At 62.7% G+C, this 14,955-nt stretch carries 12 protein-coding genes; 3 read left to right on the forward strand and 9 right to left on the reverse strand.

The window, feature by feature from the left end:
- Positions 1 to 264: 264 nt before the first annotated feature.
- Complete coding sequence (locus tag BUE09_RS03565; RefSeq protein WP_073299308.1) at positions 265 to 828, reverse strand: histidine phosphatase family protein; 564 nt, start codon at positions 826 to 828, stop codon at positions 265 to 267.
- 143 nt (positions 829 to 971) lie between these two features.
- Positions 972 to 1,394 (reverse strand): HPF/RaiA family ribosome-associated protein, encoded by a 423-nt coding sequence (locus BUE09_RS03570; protein WP_073299309.1) that lies wholly within the window; start codon positions 1,392 to 1,394, stop codon positions 972 to 974.
- Positions 1,395 to 1,661: 267 nt separating this feature from the next.
- Here BUE09_RS03570 and BUE09_RS03575 point away from each other — a divergent pair, with 267 nt between their 5' ends.
- Positions 1,662 to 2,369 carry a succinate dehydrogenase iron-sulfur subunit gene (locus BUE09_RS03575; RefSeq protein WP_073299310.1) on the forward strand — a complete coding sequence of 236 codons (708 nt, stop codon included), beginning with the start codon at positions 1,662 to 1,664 and terminating at the stop codon, positions 2,367 to 2,369.
- A gap of 138 nt (positions 2,370 to 2,507) precedes the next feature.
- On the opposite strand, the gene BUE09_RS03580 is transcribed toward BUE09_RS03575, so the two are convergent.
- On the reverse strand, positions 2,508 to 3,815 hold the full coding sequence (locus tag BUE09_RS03580; protein WP_073299311.1) for an NTP/NDP exchange transporter: 1,308 nt from the start codon (positions 3,813 to 3,815) through the stop codon (positions 2,508 to 2,510).
- Between the two features lie 32 nt (positions 3,816 to 3,847).
- Complete coding sequence (locus tag BUE09_RS03585) at positions 3,848 to 4,765, reverse strand: aldo/keto reductase (RefSeq protein ID WP_073299312.1); 918 nt, start codon at positions 4,763 to 4,765, stop codon at positions 3,848 to 3,850.
- A gap of 311 nt (positions 4,766 to 5,076) precedes the next feature.
- Between BUE09_RS03585 and BUE09_RS03590 the strand changes: the two genes are divergently transcribed.
- Positions 5,077 to 5,220 (forward strand): hypothetical protein, encoded by a 144-nt coding sequence (locus tag BUE09_RS03590; RefSeq protein WP_231975548.1) that lies wholly within the window; start codon positions 5,077 to 5,079, stop codon positions 5,218 to 5,220.
- A gap of 28 nt (positions 5,221 to 5,248) precedes the next feature.
- Here BUE09_RS03590 and BUE09_RS03595 read toward each other — a convergent pair whose 3' ends face one another.
- Positions 5,249 to 6,883: a methyl-accepting chemotaxis protein gene (locus tag BUE09_RS03595; RefSeq protein WP_073299314.1), complete on the reverse strand. Its 1,635-nt coding sequence runs from the start codon at positions 6,881 to 6,883 to the stop codon at positions 5,249 to 5,251.
- Positions 6,884 to 7,210: 327 nt separating this feature from the next.
- Here BUE09_RS03595 and BUE09_RS03600 point away from each other — a divergent pair, with 327 nt between their 5' ends.
- Positions 7,211 to 9,232 carry an FIST N-terminal domain-containing protein gene (locus tag BUE09_RS03600; RefSeq protein ID WP_073299315.1) on the forward strand — a complete coding sequence of 674 codons (2,022 nt, stop codon included), beginning with the start codon at positions 7,211 to 7,213 and terminating at the stop codon, positions 9,230 to 9,232.
- 16 nt (positions 9,233 to 9,248) lie between these two features.
- On the opposite strand, the gene BUE09_RS03605 is transcribed toward BUE09_RS03600, so the two are convergent.
- From BUE09_RS03605 to hslO, 4 genes are all read right to left on the reverse strand, one after another.
- Positions 9,249 to 11,174 carry a RecQ family ATP-dependent DNA helicase gene (locus tag BUE09_RS03605; protein ID WP_073299316.1) on the reverse strand — a complete coding sequence of 642 codons (1,926 nt, stop codon included), beginning with the start codon at positions 11,172 to 11,174 and terminating at the stop codon, positions 9,249 to 9,251.
- Positions 11,175 to 11,457: 283 nt separating this feature from the next.
- Positions 11,458 to 12,060: a nitroreductase family protein gene (locus tag BUE09_RS03610; RefSeq protein ID WP_073299317.1), complete on the reverse strand. Its 603-nt coding sequence runs from the start codon at positions 12,058 to 12,060 to the stop codon at positions 11,458 to 11,460.
- A 305-nt stretch (positions 12,061 to 12,365) separates the two neighbouring features.
- A complete protein-coding gene (locus BUE09_RS03615) occupies positions 12,366 to 13,907 on the reverse strand; it encodes a phosphoenolpyruvate carboxykinase (RefSeq protein ID WP_073299318.1) in 1,542 nt (513 codons plus the stop codon).
- A 153-nt stretch (positions 13,908 to 14,060) separates the two neighbouring features.
- A complete protein-coding gene (gene hslO / locus BUE09_RS03620) occupies positions 14,061 to 14,954 on the reverse strand; it encodes an Hsp33 family molecular chaperone HslO (RefSeq protein ID WP_073299493.1) in 894 nt (297 codons plus the stop codon).
- Position 14,955 lies beyond the last annotated feature (1 nt).

Consider the following 14,955-nt stretch of genomic DNA (forward strand, 5'->3'; position numbering starts at 1 on the left):
AGGTGATGCACGCGCCCTTGTGTAAGCCTTTGGCTATACCTGCACACAACCGAGGTGCCGACACGACGGAGAACGGGCACGCCAGTCAGCAGTGACCAATAGCTCGAAAGTCTCTAACGCGAGGCTCGCAGGCCGTTGGCGTTGCGATGAACACCCTTACTGCGGACACTATCGCCAGCCGCGACGCCGGCATGTCCAGAGATCAGCGCCCACCCTGCGCGTTGTATGTATTAGTCCCCGTTCGCCAAAACCTGGCCATGAGGATCACGTTTCCTTGCGGTAGTGACTGGCGCCCCAGTACGTTGCCATCAGCGGCAGGGCCGGTCCGCGCCAACCCCGGCGCCGCAACTGCGCGGCAATCAGCGCGTTCATGATCTTGTGCCCCATCAACAGCACGGTACCGTGGGTTTCCGCGAGCTCGATGAGCCTGTCAGCGGCCGCGCCGGCCCGTTTCCTCGACTCGGCGACCGGTTCGGAGTGGTTGGCGAAACCGAGAAACCATGCGGTGCGGAACGTGAGCCGCCAAACGCGCGCAGGCATCAACGGGTAATTCAGGTCCAGATAGGGGAGATGGGCTTCCGCAAACAATGGATCCGGCAGATGAATACAGTCGCACCCCAAGTACGTGCGCGACTCCACGCAGCGCATCAACGAACTGCAGACGACGATGCCTGCCGAGCCGGCAAGCCGCCGCAGCGGCTCTGGCCGTTCGTGACCTACGACATTGGCTGCGTTGTAGCGCTGGACCCACGTCTTCATGCCAGCCGGTGTGCTCCATGACGCGGCGCGGTGATCGGGCCGTCCGTGACGGACCAGGATGATGTGCATGAGAGCGGGTGACCGGCGGGGGAACGATGCTGCTTGGAAACGCACCGGCAGTGGCGGGTTCCGTGCAGCATGAAAGATAACGAGCCTATGTGGCGGCTGGAGAAACGGCAGGAAGCCCCGGCGGGACACCGGGGCTTGGCGTATTACTTGTCGAGCTCGTCCTGCTTTTCCAGAAATTCTTCTTCGAGCATGGCGTCTTTCACCGCTTGAGGCTGCTCGTCCAGCAGAGGGTCATTGAGTTCACCGCCCGACAGCACCTTGGCATCCAGCTTGCCCATTAAATGCTCCAAGGCGTGGCGCATTTTCTCCGCAGCGCCATCAACCGCCAGCTGCACCGACTCGGCCTTGTGCGTTACAGACACGGCTTGATGGCCCTTGGGTCGCGCCTCGATCTGGCAGCGCTTGTCGTCCGCGCCAGCTTTCTGCGCGTTTTCGTCACTGATATGCACTTCGATGCGGGTGAGGAAATCGTCGAAGCGCTCCAGCCGCTCCTCTAAGGTCGAACCGACCCACTCGTGCAGCTCGACACTACCGGGAATGTGATGGCTGTTGACTTGGACATGCATACGACTACTCCTGATTGATGACGTACCTACTAGGCTTCGAGGCGTCTTTACCGCCGAGGTTCAGCGGGGGTTGGGTCTGGCTCGATTGTGGCCAGAGCTATCGCCATGCCGGCTGACCCAGGTCAGCAAAGCGGAGCGTCAGGCGGTGAGAACTGGAATGACGAGCCAAAGCCGTTATAGTGCTGGGGTGCGTTTTCAGGCTTGACCATGTGCCGCACCGGGGCGCGTGTCGCTGCGGAGTCGGCTTTTTGCCGCCGGGAGAAACAGATGCTTGATGTCCAGGTGTACCGCTATAACGAAGAGCAGGATTCAAAACCCTACATGCAAGCCATGCAGGTCCCAGACGATTTCCGTGAACGGATGGTGCTGGACGTACTGGAATTTCTGCGCGAAATGGATCCCTCTCTCGCTTATCGGCGCTCCTGTCGCGAAGGCGTTTGCGGCTCGGATGGCATGAACATCAACGGCAAAAACCGGCTCGCCTGCATTACTTCGGTTACGGAGGCGCTAGGCGGTTCCGGCAGGCTGGTTATCCGCCCGCTGCCCGGCATGCCAGTGATACGCGACTTGGTCGTGGATCAGAGCCTGTTTTTCAAACAGTACGAGCGCGTCAAGCCCTGGCTGATCAACGACGAGCCGGCGCCCAGTATCGAACGGTTGCAATCCCCCGAAGAGCGCGCGCAACTCGACGGGTTGTACGAGTGCATCCTTTGCGGCTGCTGCTCGTCGCAATGCCCGTCCTGGTGGTGGAACCCTGAAAAATACATCGGCCCGGCGGGTCTGCTGCAGGCATGGCGCTTTATCGTGGACAGCCGAGACACCGCAACGACCGAACGCCTGTCAGACCTCGATGATCCGTTCAGTGTCTTTCGCTGCCGCAGTATCGGAAATTGCAGCTGGGTCTGCCCTAAAGGGCTCAATCCCATGGGCGCCATTGGCCACATCCGTCGCGAACTGACGCAGCAAGGCACCTAGCAACTCAGCGGCAGGCGAGATCTCTAACCGTAGGGTGGGCTTCAGCCCACCAGGCATCGGCCTCCTTGACGCAACCGACCGGACACGCAGCGACGCGCGATGCGAGCGGGTTTACCGCCCGGCCCCGGCAACACGCGTTCAGTTGCTCCCCCCCTTCGTGCGTGGGTTCTTCAGACGATCGGCACGAGTACCGAGGAACCAGCCGACAGCACCCCAGACGGCGGCACAGGCGGCGCCAACCAGGGCGACAAGCGCCGCGCCCTGACCAAGGCTGTCGAGCAGGCTCTTGGCCCAGCCGCTCAACGCATCGCCACCGCGATAGACGACTGTGTCGATGAAGTTCTTTGCCTTGTATTTGCTTTCGGCATCCAGCGGTGCGAACAGCATTTCCCGGCCTGGGCGGACGAACGCGTATTCCCCGACTCGTCGCAGAATCATCACGGCAGCCAGCACAGCGAAGGTCGGCGCCAGCGCCAGCCCGATAAAGCCGAGACAGACCAGCGCCGGCACGGCAGTGAGCAGCGCGCGAACGCCCAGCCGCTGGGCGATGCGTCCGGTGATGAACAGCTGCGACAGCAGCGCCCCGGCCTGCACCACGAAATCGATCGCACCAAAGACCCGCACCTGCTCGGCACGGTCGGGAAACAGCTCGGCGACTAGCCGCGCCTGCTCAAAGTAGAGAAAGGTACTGGCGGTGGTCAGTAGCAGCACAAAGGCCGCGATACCCAGCAGATAACTCGACCACAAAACCCGGGTCAGGCCGCTGAAGGGATTGCCGGCCACCGGACGACGCGGACTTTCGGCCTGTTCGGCGCCGGGCCGGCCGGCACCCCGCAGTTCGCGCCAGGCCATCAGGTAGTGCTTGAGCGCGACCGCGGCTACCAGCAAAAGCGCCGCTAGCAGCATCAGACCGAACTGACCGAGCACGCCGACCAACAGCGCGCTCGTCGCCGGTCCGACCAGCCCGCCCACGCTGGCACCAGCAGCGATGAAGGCGAACAGCCGGCGCGCCTGTGGCGCGTCGAACACATCGGCCATCAGGCTCCAGGCCACCGAGACCACAAACAGGTTGTAGACCGAGATCCACACGTAGAACACCCGCGCCAGCCAGATACTGTCATCCAAGATGAAGAACAGCCCGGCGAAGAGCAGCAGGTTGAGGCAGAAGAAGCCGTACACCCAGTCGATGTAATGAATGCGCGCCACACGTGAGTTGAGCCAGGCGAACAGCGGCACCGCGAGCAGCATGGCGAAGAAGGTCGCGGTGAACAGCCACTGCAGGTTATCGACACCGCCCTGGATGCCCATCGACTCGCGAATGGGCCGCAACATGAAATAGCCCGCGAACAAGCAGAAGAACAAACCGAACCCAGCCAGCGCCGCAGGCAACTCGCCCGGACGGGCGTTGATCAGCGCCGCTGAACGGGCCGCGAATGCGAGTGCCATTCAGCCTCCCAAGGAACGATGCGACACGGCATTCATTGGAACGCTTCGACGATCAACTCCCGTTGACGCGCATCCGGCGGACGGCCCTGCCCGGCCAGGATGTTGTCGGCCATATAACGCGGGTTGGACGTGGCGGGTATCACCGTGGTCACCGCCGGTTCGGCGAGGATGAACTTGAGCAACAGCTGAGCCCAGGAATTGGCGTCGATTTCTGCCGCCCAGGTTGGCAGTGGCTTGCCCTTGACCCGCGAGAGCAGGTTGCCGCGCGTGAATGGCCGATTGATGAGGGTCGCGATGCCGTTGTCGGCGCAGTACGGCAGCAGCTGCTTCTCGGCGTTTCGCTCGCTGACCGAATAGTTGAACTGAACGAAATCGACAGGCTCCTGCTTGAGCACGTCGAGCAGGCGGTCGTGGGCCGATTCGACATAGTGCGTCACGCCGATGTAGCGAATGCGCCCTTGCTCCTTGAGTTCACGCAGCAGGCCGAGCTGAGTGCGGGTGTCCTGCAGGTTGTGGACCTGCATCAGGTCGATGGTGTCGGTCTGCAACGCCTTGAAGCTGTCTTCGATCTGCGCCATGCCGCGCTCGCGCCCCGTGGCAGACACCTTAGTCGCTAGAAACACCTGTTTTCGCACATCGCCGCGCTGGACCAGCTCGCCCACTACGCGATCGGCATTGCCGTAGCTGGGCGCCGTGTCGATCAGCTGAGCGCCACCTTCGACGAGCACCCGCAGCACCTCAAGCAGGGTTCGCATCTCGTCATCGTCGAGCTGAACGTCATGTGTCCGCGAAGTACCCAGCCCGATCACCGGCAGCATCTCGCCGCTCGCGGGAATCGCGCGCTGGCGCAACGGTTCGGCTCCTCTTGCCAGCAATGGCAGCAGCGGCCCGAGGACGGCGACAGAAACTAACAGGGCGGAACGACTGAGCAGCTGTCGGCGAGTCGGCATGAGCAGATCTCCAGGTTGGGCGGCGGCGACCTTTGAGTATGGTCGACACCGCCCGGCGCGCCCGGCTGATATCCACGCTAGAGCTTTTCCGATTGTGACAGCGCTGCGGTGGCGGATACCTGGAACAGGACCGCCCACTGAGGCGGTCCCGCAATGGTGGCATTATGACTTCATTTCGGGTCTACTTCGCCGCGACAGAAAGGTACACGCCGGCTCCGCGCCACCAAATGAGCCGCGGCCTGCCATCTATCGAGATGATGATGCACCCAACCCCGTCACGCTCCCGCGAACAACCGACCGGCGCAGCACCCGTGAAACGGCGCCACCGAAGGCAGCGCCTGATCAGCCTGGTCTATGCGCTCGGGCTGCTGCTGGTATTTGTGCTCAGCCTGCTGTTGCTACCGAACGACGCTGGGCTAGGCAAGCTGCTGTGGAGCGCACACGGAGCCGGCTAGCCGAGCGTTACGTCAGCGCTGAGCCATGTCAGACCTGAAAACGCCCAACCAGCGTCGCCAGACTCTGCGACAGCCCGGACAATTGCTGACTGGCCTGCATACTCTTCGACGAATTGGCAGCTGCATCATCGGACAGGTCGCGGATATCGTTGATGTTGCGCGCAATCTCCTCGGTCACACTGCTCTGCTCCTCGCAGGCCGTGGCAATCTGCGCCGCCATGTCATTGATGCGTTGAACCGACTCCGCCGTGTCGGCCAACACCTGATCGACGCCAGCAGCACGCTCCACACTGTCGCGCGCTTTGTCACTGCCGGCGTGCATCGCCTGCACGGCCTTGGCGACCCCGCCCTGCAACCGCTCGATGCGTAGCTGAATGTCCTTGGTCGACTCCTGGGTACGGCCTGCCAGCGCCCGCACCTCATCCGCCACCACGGCAAAACCGCGACCCTGCTCACCGGCGCGCGCGGCCTCGATGGCGGCGTTGAGCGCGAGCAAGTTGGTCTGCTCAGCGATGCCGCGAATCACTTCGAGCACCGCGCCGATGCTGGTGGTCTCTTCAGCCAGTGCCTCGATGGTTCGCGAGGTGCTTTCCACTTCCTGAGCCAGCTGACGGATCGACTGGACGGTGCTGCTGACCACCGCTGCACCCTGGCTTGACTGCTGTTGCGCATCCCGCGCCGCATCCGAGGCGTTCTGCGCGTTCAGCGCAACTTCATGCACCGCAGCGCTCATTTCCGTCGCCGCCGTGCTGACCTGATCCACTGCGGCATGCTCGCTGCTGATCAGCTGATCATTCGTCGCCGCCATCCGCTCCATTTCACGCGCAGCCACATCGACTTCTGCGGTAACCCGTCCTACCTCGGCAATCAGCGGCTGCAGTTTGTCGAGAAAGCGGTTGAAGGCATTGCCGAGCTGGCCCAGCTCGTCAGCCGAATGCACCTCCAGGCGGGCGCGCAGGTCGCCATCGCCATCGGCGATCTGCTTCAGGCGATCGAGCAGTCGGCGCATCGGATGCAACACCACCATCGGCAAACCCAGTATCAACAGCACGCAGCCCAGCAGGCCGATAATCAGCACCGCGGTCTGCTGCCTGGATGTGGCGGCGCCTTCAGCAATCGCCGCCGCGCCTTCGGCCTCGGCGGCTGCACCTTCGAGTTCGCCGAGCTTGTCGATGGCATCGCGCATGGCATCGAAGCGCGCCTCGCTGTCACCAAAGCTTAGCGCGCTGGCGGCCTGAGGATCGAGATCGACCTGCTCGATGACCCGCTGCGATACCGCGGACCATTGCTGAAAGCCGCCATTGAACTGCTCGACCAGCGCCAGTGCCTCGGCGCCCGGCTGCATGGCTGCGTACTTCTGCACGCGGTCGTAGGCCTGCTTGAGGTTTTCCGCATGGCTGGCCCTGAGAGCCTGCACATGCTCGCCAGCATCGCTGTCGAGCAGGCTGCGCTCGGCGACGAAGGCCTGATACAGGTCGCGATCGGCATTGAGCAGCAGACCGATGGCCGGCAGATGGCGCGTGGCCAAGACCTCGCTGGAGCCGGTGACGCGCTCGATGCCGCGCATCCCGAAAACGCCCATCAGCACCAGCAATAGGGCCAGCGCCGCAATGGGCAAGGTGATCTTCCAGCGGAATCCGAGATCGGTGAACAGGCGGGGCATGGCGTCGCTCCTCGAGAGGCTTTCCTTGCTATCGGCTACAACAACTGCGGCAACAGGTCACCGGTCGACAATTGCACAGCCGCGCGCGACTTCCGTTGCGCCACATCAAGAGGAATCGCCGCCTCACCCCGTACTTCCGGATGAAGACCATGGTTGCATGGCGATCTTCGATCCGACGGCCGATAACGTGGCTGACGGTGACGGCGCCGAACGGGCATGCAGCTCGCGGCCGGGGCGCCGATAACAAAAATGTAGCCTCTGATCGACGGCTGATCAGTGCGGGAGCGGCCGAGTTTCCCGCTGCCCTTCCTCAAGCGAGTAACGCCCATGATTTCGCTCTCCCGATTCAAGCCAGGCCACACCCAATCCACCGGCACGGCAAGTTTGCTCTGCGCGGCTCAGCAGTTGGCTCAGCAGCTCGCCGCCCTGCGCTTCAACCCGACCTACATTGCCGGCTTCGTCTCGCCGCATGTGAATCTGGATGACGTGGCCAGACAGGTGTTGCAGCGCTTTCCGCAGGCGACGATCAGCCTGTGCACCACGGCGGGCGAACTCTCCAGCGAGAGTCAGCGGCTCTACTGTGCCACCGGCGCGCAGTGGGATCGGGTGGTATTGCAGCTGTTCGACGCCAGCGTCATCGCCGCCGCCGAGATCGTCCGTGTGCCGCTGGAGTGCGAGGACATCCGTGGCCAGGGCCAGCGGCTGTCGATGGGCGAGCGCATCGCGCGCCTCACGGCGTCGATCAAGCGAGTGCAGGTGTCGATGAAGATCGATTACCGCGACACGCTGGCGAACATCTTCTTCGACGGCCTCTCCGCTTCGGAATCCTTCTTCATGGAGGCGCTGTACGAGTCCGGTCGTTTCCCCTGCCTCTTCGTCGGCGGCTCGGCCGGTGGCAAGCTGGATTTTCAGAAGACCCAGCTGCATGACGGCAAACGCAGCTACCAGAACCACGCGCTGATCGTCTTCCTCAAGTGCGCGCGGGACGTACGCTTCGGCGTGTTCAAGAGCCAGAACTTCGAGCCCACGCCGCTCAGCCTGAGCGTGCTCAGCGCCTCTCTGGAAGACCGCTACATCAGCCAGGTGGTCGACTCTCGCGGCAACATTCGAACGATGGTCCAGGCACTATGCGAAGCGCTCAAATGCGCGCCGCAAGAGCTGGAGCAGCGGCTCTCGGACTACTCCTTCGCCATCCGCGTCGGCGAGGAAGTGTTCGTCCGCTCGATCTCGCAGATCGACTTCGCCAACGAGCGCGTGCACCTGTTCTGCGACGTGGCGCCCGGCGAGGAGCTGATCATGGTCAAGCGCACCCCGCTGGCCGAGACCACCCGCCGCGACTATCAACAGTTCATGCGCAACAAGCCCGGCAAGCCACTGGTGGGCATCCTCAACGACTGCATCCTGCGCCGGCTGAACAACGAGCAGGCACTGGGCGGCATGGACCCGGTGTTCGATGACGTACCGGTGGCCGGTTACTCGACCTTCGGCGAGATCCTCGGCCTCAACCTCAACCAGACCCTGACCGCGGTGTTCTTCTTCCGCACCAACGGCAAGGACGAGTTCCACGACGAGTACACCGACAACTTCATCGCCTACCACGGCGAGTTCAAGGCGTTCTTCCTGCGCCGGCAGATCAAGAAGCTGACCGGCCTGAGCCAGGTGGTGGTCAAGCAGATCGAGCAGTTCAAGCGCCAGGACTACAGCAGCGCGGTGGACATCAATGGCCTCGACGAACACATCCGCCCGGTATTCCGCGGCCTGGCCGACCTTGGCCAGGTGCTGTCTCAGGCCGACCATGAGCGGAAGTCCATGTCCGAGCAGCTGAGCCAGTGCGCCAACGAGCTGCACGGGTCGATGGACGACCTGACGCTGAACATCAACCAGCAGGGTACCGTCATCGAACAGGCTGGCAGCTCGGTCAAGCAGATGGTCAACCAGGCCGACGAGGTGGTCAGCAGCGCCCGCGACCTGGCGCAGTCCAGTCAGCGCATCCAGTCGGTGGTGCAGACCATCCAGCAGATCGCCGGGCAGACCAACCTGCTGGCGCTCAATGCGGCGATCGAGGCGGCGCGCGCCGGCGACATGGGCCGCGGTTTTGCGGTGGTGGCGGATGAGGTACGTAAGCTGGCCGAGATCACCGGCAAGAACGCCGAGGAGATTGGCACCGACATCGACCGCCTGGCCAGCGAGATTCGCGCAGTGGCGCAGCATATCGAGACCCAGTCGGCCGGTGTCGGCTCGCTGACCGGGCTGCTCGATGCGCTGGAAAATTCGAGCAACCTCACCGCCGGCACCTCACGCCAGACCAAGGGCGTCGCCGACCGGCTGATTGGCCTGACCGCGCGCTGAGGCTCTTCGCCGACGGCTAGCGCGTCAGGCGCGCACGCACCTCGGCGTAGGGATAGGCGTCCAGCGAGGCGAAACCGGGGATCTGCCGCGCCTTGAGCTTGGTGAACACCGGCACGCTGATGCCGCAGAGAAAGCGCGTCAGGCATTCGGCGCTGGGCGCATCGCCCTTGAGCTGCGTGTAGCGCTGACTGAATTCGGCGCAGCGGGCGCCGACCTCCATCTCGCCCAGCGGCGCTAATGGCGGCGGTTCCGGCAATTTCGCGACCTGTCCGTTGCAGACAGAGCAATGCCCGCAGTGCTGCGGCGCCTGCAAGTCACCGAAATACCCGGCCAACCGCTGGCTCAGGCATTCGCTGGATTCGAACAGCGCCAGCATGTTGTCGATGCGGGTGATCTCGCTCGCTTCGTGCTGCTTGAAGTATTCATGCAGTTCGATGCTCAAGCCCTCTGCGTCGAAGGCTGGATCGAGCAGCGCATAGACGTCGGTCATCTGCTTGCTCTCCAGCTCGATCCAGCCCTTCTCCTGGAAGTATTCCAGCGCTTTGACGACTCGGCCACGGTCGGCGCCGTGTTGCTGATAGAGCGCGTCGAAATCCAGCGTGCACCAGGTCCTTGCCCGCGCCGAGGTGTGCACGATGGCCTCGACGAACTGGCGCCGCTCGCCCTCGAACTTCGCCACAAGGGCTTCAGGTTCGAGCAGGTACTTGAAGCGGTACTCGGCGAAATAAGCGAAACGCGGCGCGATGATGCCGCGCAGCTCCAGCTGCACCAGCAAGGTCTTCAGCGGCAACTGGCGGATGTTGCTCTGGTCCGACAGCTGGTTGAGCATCAGCTCCCATTGCCCGCCCGCGCCGGACTGCAGCAGCTCGTCCAGCACGCAGCGGATGCCCTCGCGTTCCGGCGTGTCGCCATAGACGAAATTCTGCAGCACGCTGAGGCTGTCGCGATTGGCCAGCACCAGGCAGTCCGAAGCGTTACCGTCGCGCCCTGCCCGACCGATTTCCTGACTGTAATTTTCCACCGACTTGGGCAGGTCGTAGTGCACCACGTTGCGGATGTCCGATTTGTCGATGCCCATACCAAAGGCAATGGTGGCGACGATGCAGTTCAGCTCGCCGGCCATGAAGCGGCGCTGGATCGACTCACGCAGCTCATGGGCCATGCCGGCGTGGTAGGCGCTGCTTGGAAAGCCTCGCTGCGCCAGATGCTCGGCGACCTGCTCGGCGGTCTTCTGCTGGGTGACGTAGACGATGGTCGGCTGACCACTCTTGTCGGCCAGCCATTCCACCAGCCGGCGCTGCTTGTTAAAGCCGCTGACCGGCTCCACCAGCAGATTGAGGTTGGGCCGGTAGAAGCCGGTAGTCACGACGTCGTCCGGCGCAATCGAGAATTTGGCCTGCATGTCGGCAATCACCGGCGGCGTCGCCGTGGCGGTCAGCAACAGCACCTGCGGGATGTTGAATTGGCGCTGGTAGTCGGGAAGCTTGAGGTAATCCGGACGGAAGTTGTGCCCCCACTCGGAAATGCAGTGCGCTTCATCAACGACCAGCAGCGAGATCGGCACCTGGCTGATGAAGTTACGAAAACGCTCGTTCTTCAGTCGCTCCACCGAAATCATCAGGATCCTCAGTTCACCGGACTTGGCGCGGGCCATGGTTTCGCTCGCCTGCTCGCGGCTCTGCGCCGAGTCGATGCTGGCTGCGGCGATGCCGTGCCGGTGCAGGAACGCCAGCTGGTCCTGCATCAGCGCCAACAGCGGCGAAACGACCAGGGTTAAGTGCGGTAGCAACAATGCCGGCAACTGGTAGCACAGGGACTTGCCCGACCCAGTGGGAAAGATAGCGGCGGCCGAGCGCCCGGCCACCACGGCGCGAATGGCCTGTTCTTGGCCGGGACGGAAGCCGTCGTAGCCGAATGTCTGGTTAAGCGTCTGTTCGATCATGCGAGTCACTCCTTTGACTGGAGGCCGGAGGGTAGCAAAAGGAGGGGGACGGTACTGCAAAGCGACCGGCACATGGGGCCAGCTGTGCCGCGAAGCACAATCAACGGTATGCATACCGGCGTGAACGCGGTGCCTGACGAGTCGCGAAACCTAGGCGAGCCAAGCGGTATCGCGTGCGTGGCGGGGCGTGGGAAGCGCGCCAGCGCCACGACCCGCACAGCTATCGTCGCGTAAGCGCAGCGGGCCGAGCGGAACGACGCATCGCGCGCTCTTCATTAGACGATCAGAAGCGGTCGCGGATGATCACTTCGTCGAACGGCAGCTTGCCGATACGCGGCTTGGGCTCGACGGCCCGCTTGCCGATCGCAACCATCAGGGCGATGACGTGGTTGTCCGGCAGGTTGATCAGCTTGGCCACCGCGTCAAAATCGAAGCCGTCCATCGGGCAGGAATCCAGGCCCTTGCCACGTGCAGCAAGCATCAGCGTTTGCGCCATCAGGCCGCAGCTGCGCATGGCCTCGTCGCGCTGAACCTGGGGCTTGTCGCGGTAATAGTTGTCGATGGCGCCTGCCATGTAATCCTGCACTTCGGCCGGTGCACCGTCCCAGACGCGGCGGACGTTCTTCTCCCAACTATCGACCTGGGCACAGACCACCACCAACATTGAGGCATCGGTCATCTGCGCCTGGTTCCAGCCCACCTCGCGGATCTGCGCGCGCAGTGCCGGGTCGCTGACTTCGACGAAACGGACGTGCTGCAGGTTGAAGGCAGACGGCGCGAGCAGGGCCAGCTGAAACAACTCGTCCTTCTCTTCGCGGCTGAGCTGAAAGCTCGCGTCGTAAGCCTTGACGGCGCGGCGGGTCTGGATGGCTTCTTCGATCTGCATGAACGGCTCCACGGGTTGAAAGTGTGGCTGCCATGCTATGTCGACGGAATGATCGAATCCATGCGTCTTTGCTGATGATATCTATCGCAGTCGTCGATCCTTTGGAAGGTACAGGTGGGCTTGAGACGCGTAGTTCTGTATAGGCCGTAGGGTGGGCTTTAGCCCACCGATGTCGCAGGCGGTGAGCTGAAGCGGAGCGCCGCGCGGCCCACCCTACGGACTACGAACGCTAACACACGTCTTTTGGTGAGCAGCCACGAAAAAGCCGCCCGAAGGCGGCTGATTCTGACGCGACGGCTTACAGCTTACAGCTGCGGGCCGGCGGCCTTGATCGACTCGGATACATCGAACTTCTTGAAGTTTTCGATGAACTTGTTCGCCAGTTCCTTTGCCGCTTCGTCATAGGCGTTGCCGTCGGCCCAGGTGTTACGTGGGTTGAGCAGCTGGGTATCGACGCCCTCGACGGCCTTAGGTACGTCGAGGTTGATGATCGGCAGATGCTCGGTTTCAGCACCAGCCAATGCACCGCTCTGGATTGCAGCGATCACGGCACGTGTGGTCGGGATGTTGAAACGCTTGCCGACGCCGTAGCCTCCGCCGGTCCAGCCGGTGTTGACCAGGTAGACCTTGGAGCCAAACGCCTGAATGCGCTTGATCAGCAGCTCGGCATAGACCCCAGCCGGACGTGGGAAGAACGGCGCGCCGAAGCAGGTGGAGAAGGTCGACTTGATGCCGCTGCCCGAGCCCATTTCGGTGGAACCGACCAGTGCGGTGTAGCCGGAGAGGAAGTGGTAGGCCGCCTGCTCTTCATTGAGGATCGAGACGGGCGGGAGAACGCCGGTCAGATCGCACGTCAGGAAGATCACCGCGTTCGGCTCACCACCCAGATTCTTCTCCGAGCGCTTCTCGACGTACTCCAGCGGGTAGGCGGCGCGGCTGTTCTGGGTCAGGCTGTCGTCGGTGTAATCAGCAACGCGCTCGTCGTTGAGTACGACGTTTTCCAGCACGGTACCGAACTGGATGGCTTTCCAGATCACCGGCTCGTTCTTCTCGGACAGGTCGATGCACTTGGCGTAGCAGCCGCCTTCGATGTTGAACACCACGCCCGTGCCCCAACCGTGCTCGTCGTCGCCGATCAGATGACGCGATTCGTCTGCCGACAAGGTGGTCTTGCCAGTGCCAGAGAGGCCGAAGAACAGCGTCACGTCGCCATCGTCGCCAATATTGGCGGCGCAGTGCATCGGCAGTACGTCTTTCTCCGGCAGCAGGAAGTTCTGCACCGAGAACATGGCCTTCTTCATCTCGCCGGCGTAGCGCATGCCGGCGATCAGCACTTTCCTGGCGGCGAAGTTGATGATCACGCAACCATCGGAGTTGGTGCCGTCACGCTCGGGCACGCACTCGAAGTTGGCCACGTTGAGTACCTTCCACTCTTCTTTGCCGGCCGGGTTGTAGGTTTCCGGGTTGATGAACAGTTGGCGACCGAACAGATTCTGCCAAGCGGTGGCGGTGGTCATCTTGACCGGCAGGTAATGATCCTCGGCGGAGCCAACATGCACGTGAGAAACGAAGAAGTCCTGGTCGCGGTTGAACGCCTCGACGCGATCCCACAGCGCGTCGAACTTGTCGGCCGGGAACGGACGGTTGATCGGCCCCCAGGAAATGGAGGCCTGAGTGCTGGGCTCCTCGACTATATAGCGGTCAGCTGGCGAACGACCGGTCCGGTGGCCGGTTTTCACGACGAGCGCGCCAGTGGCGGCCAATTCACCTTCACCGCGCTTGATGGCTTCTTCGACCAGTTGAGCGGTGCTGATGTCGATGTATACGGCGTTAGTGGCTTGCGTCATGAGTTTCCCGTCGGCCCTGGGCCGATTCCTCCATGCTTTGTAGCCCACAGAGTAGTGGACTACACCGAAAAAAAGTGCGCGCGATTATGACAGAAATGACGCTGCGCTGGGTATGAGGGCGTAATGGCGAAAAGGTTCTACGCCCCCTTCCTTTTAGTGGCGCGTACCGGAGGGGCCAGTCGTCCCAGCACCAGCGAACAGTTGCGCGATGTCAGCTGCATCAAAGCGGTAGCTGTGATTGCAGAATTGGCAGTCGATGGTAATGGCCCCGCCCTGCTCCTCCAGCAGTCGTTCGGCATCCTGCTGACCCAGGCTGACCACCGCGTTGGCCGAGCGCTCGCGGGAGCAACTGCAGCGGAAGACAATCGAGCGCGGTTCGAACAGACGCACCTGCTCTTCATGATAGAGGCGATGCAATACCGTCTGGGTGTCGAGGCCGAGCAGCTCTTCGGCGGACAGCGTATCGGCCAGGGTCCGCAGATGCTGCCAGCTGGCTTCACGCTCTTCGCCGTCGCGGATGCGATCGGCCGGCAGTTGTTGCAGCAACATGCCGCAGGCGCGACGCCCATCGGCGGCTAGCCAGAAGCGCGTCGGCAACTGCTCGGAGGAGGCGAAATAGTTCGACAGGCTGTCGGCCAGGGTCACGCCGTCCAGCGCAACGATGCCCTGATACCGCTGCCCGTTGGCCGGATCGATGGTCATCGCCATAACGCCATCGGGCATCAGTTCCGAAAAGGTCGCGCCAGGCGTCAGTAGCGACTCGTCATAACGGGCAATGCCGCGTACTTCCCGATCGCTGGAACATTCGACCATCAGCAGCGGCACCGCCCCCGAAGAACGCGCCTGTAACACCATCAGACCATCGAACTTTAATGTGCCGACCAGCAACGCCGCTGCGGCAAGGAGTTCGCCGAGCAGTTGAGCGACCGGTTCCGGGTAGCTGTGCTTGGCCAGCACTTCGGCATAGCTGCGTTCAAGCCCGACCCACTCGCCGCGCACGTCGGTGTCATCGAAAAGGAAACGTTGGGTGTAATCGGAATCGAGCATG

This window comes from Stutzerimonas xanthomarina DSM 18231 (genome assembly GCF_900129835.1).
GTDB lineage: Bacteria > Pseudomonadota > Gammaproteobacteria > Pseudomonadales > Pseudomonadaceae > Stutzerimonas > Stutzerimonas xanthomarina.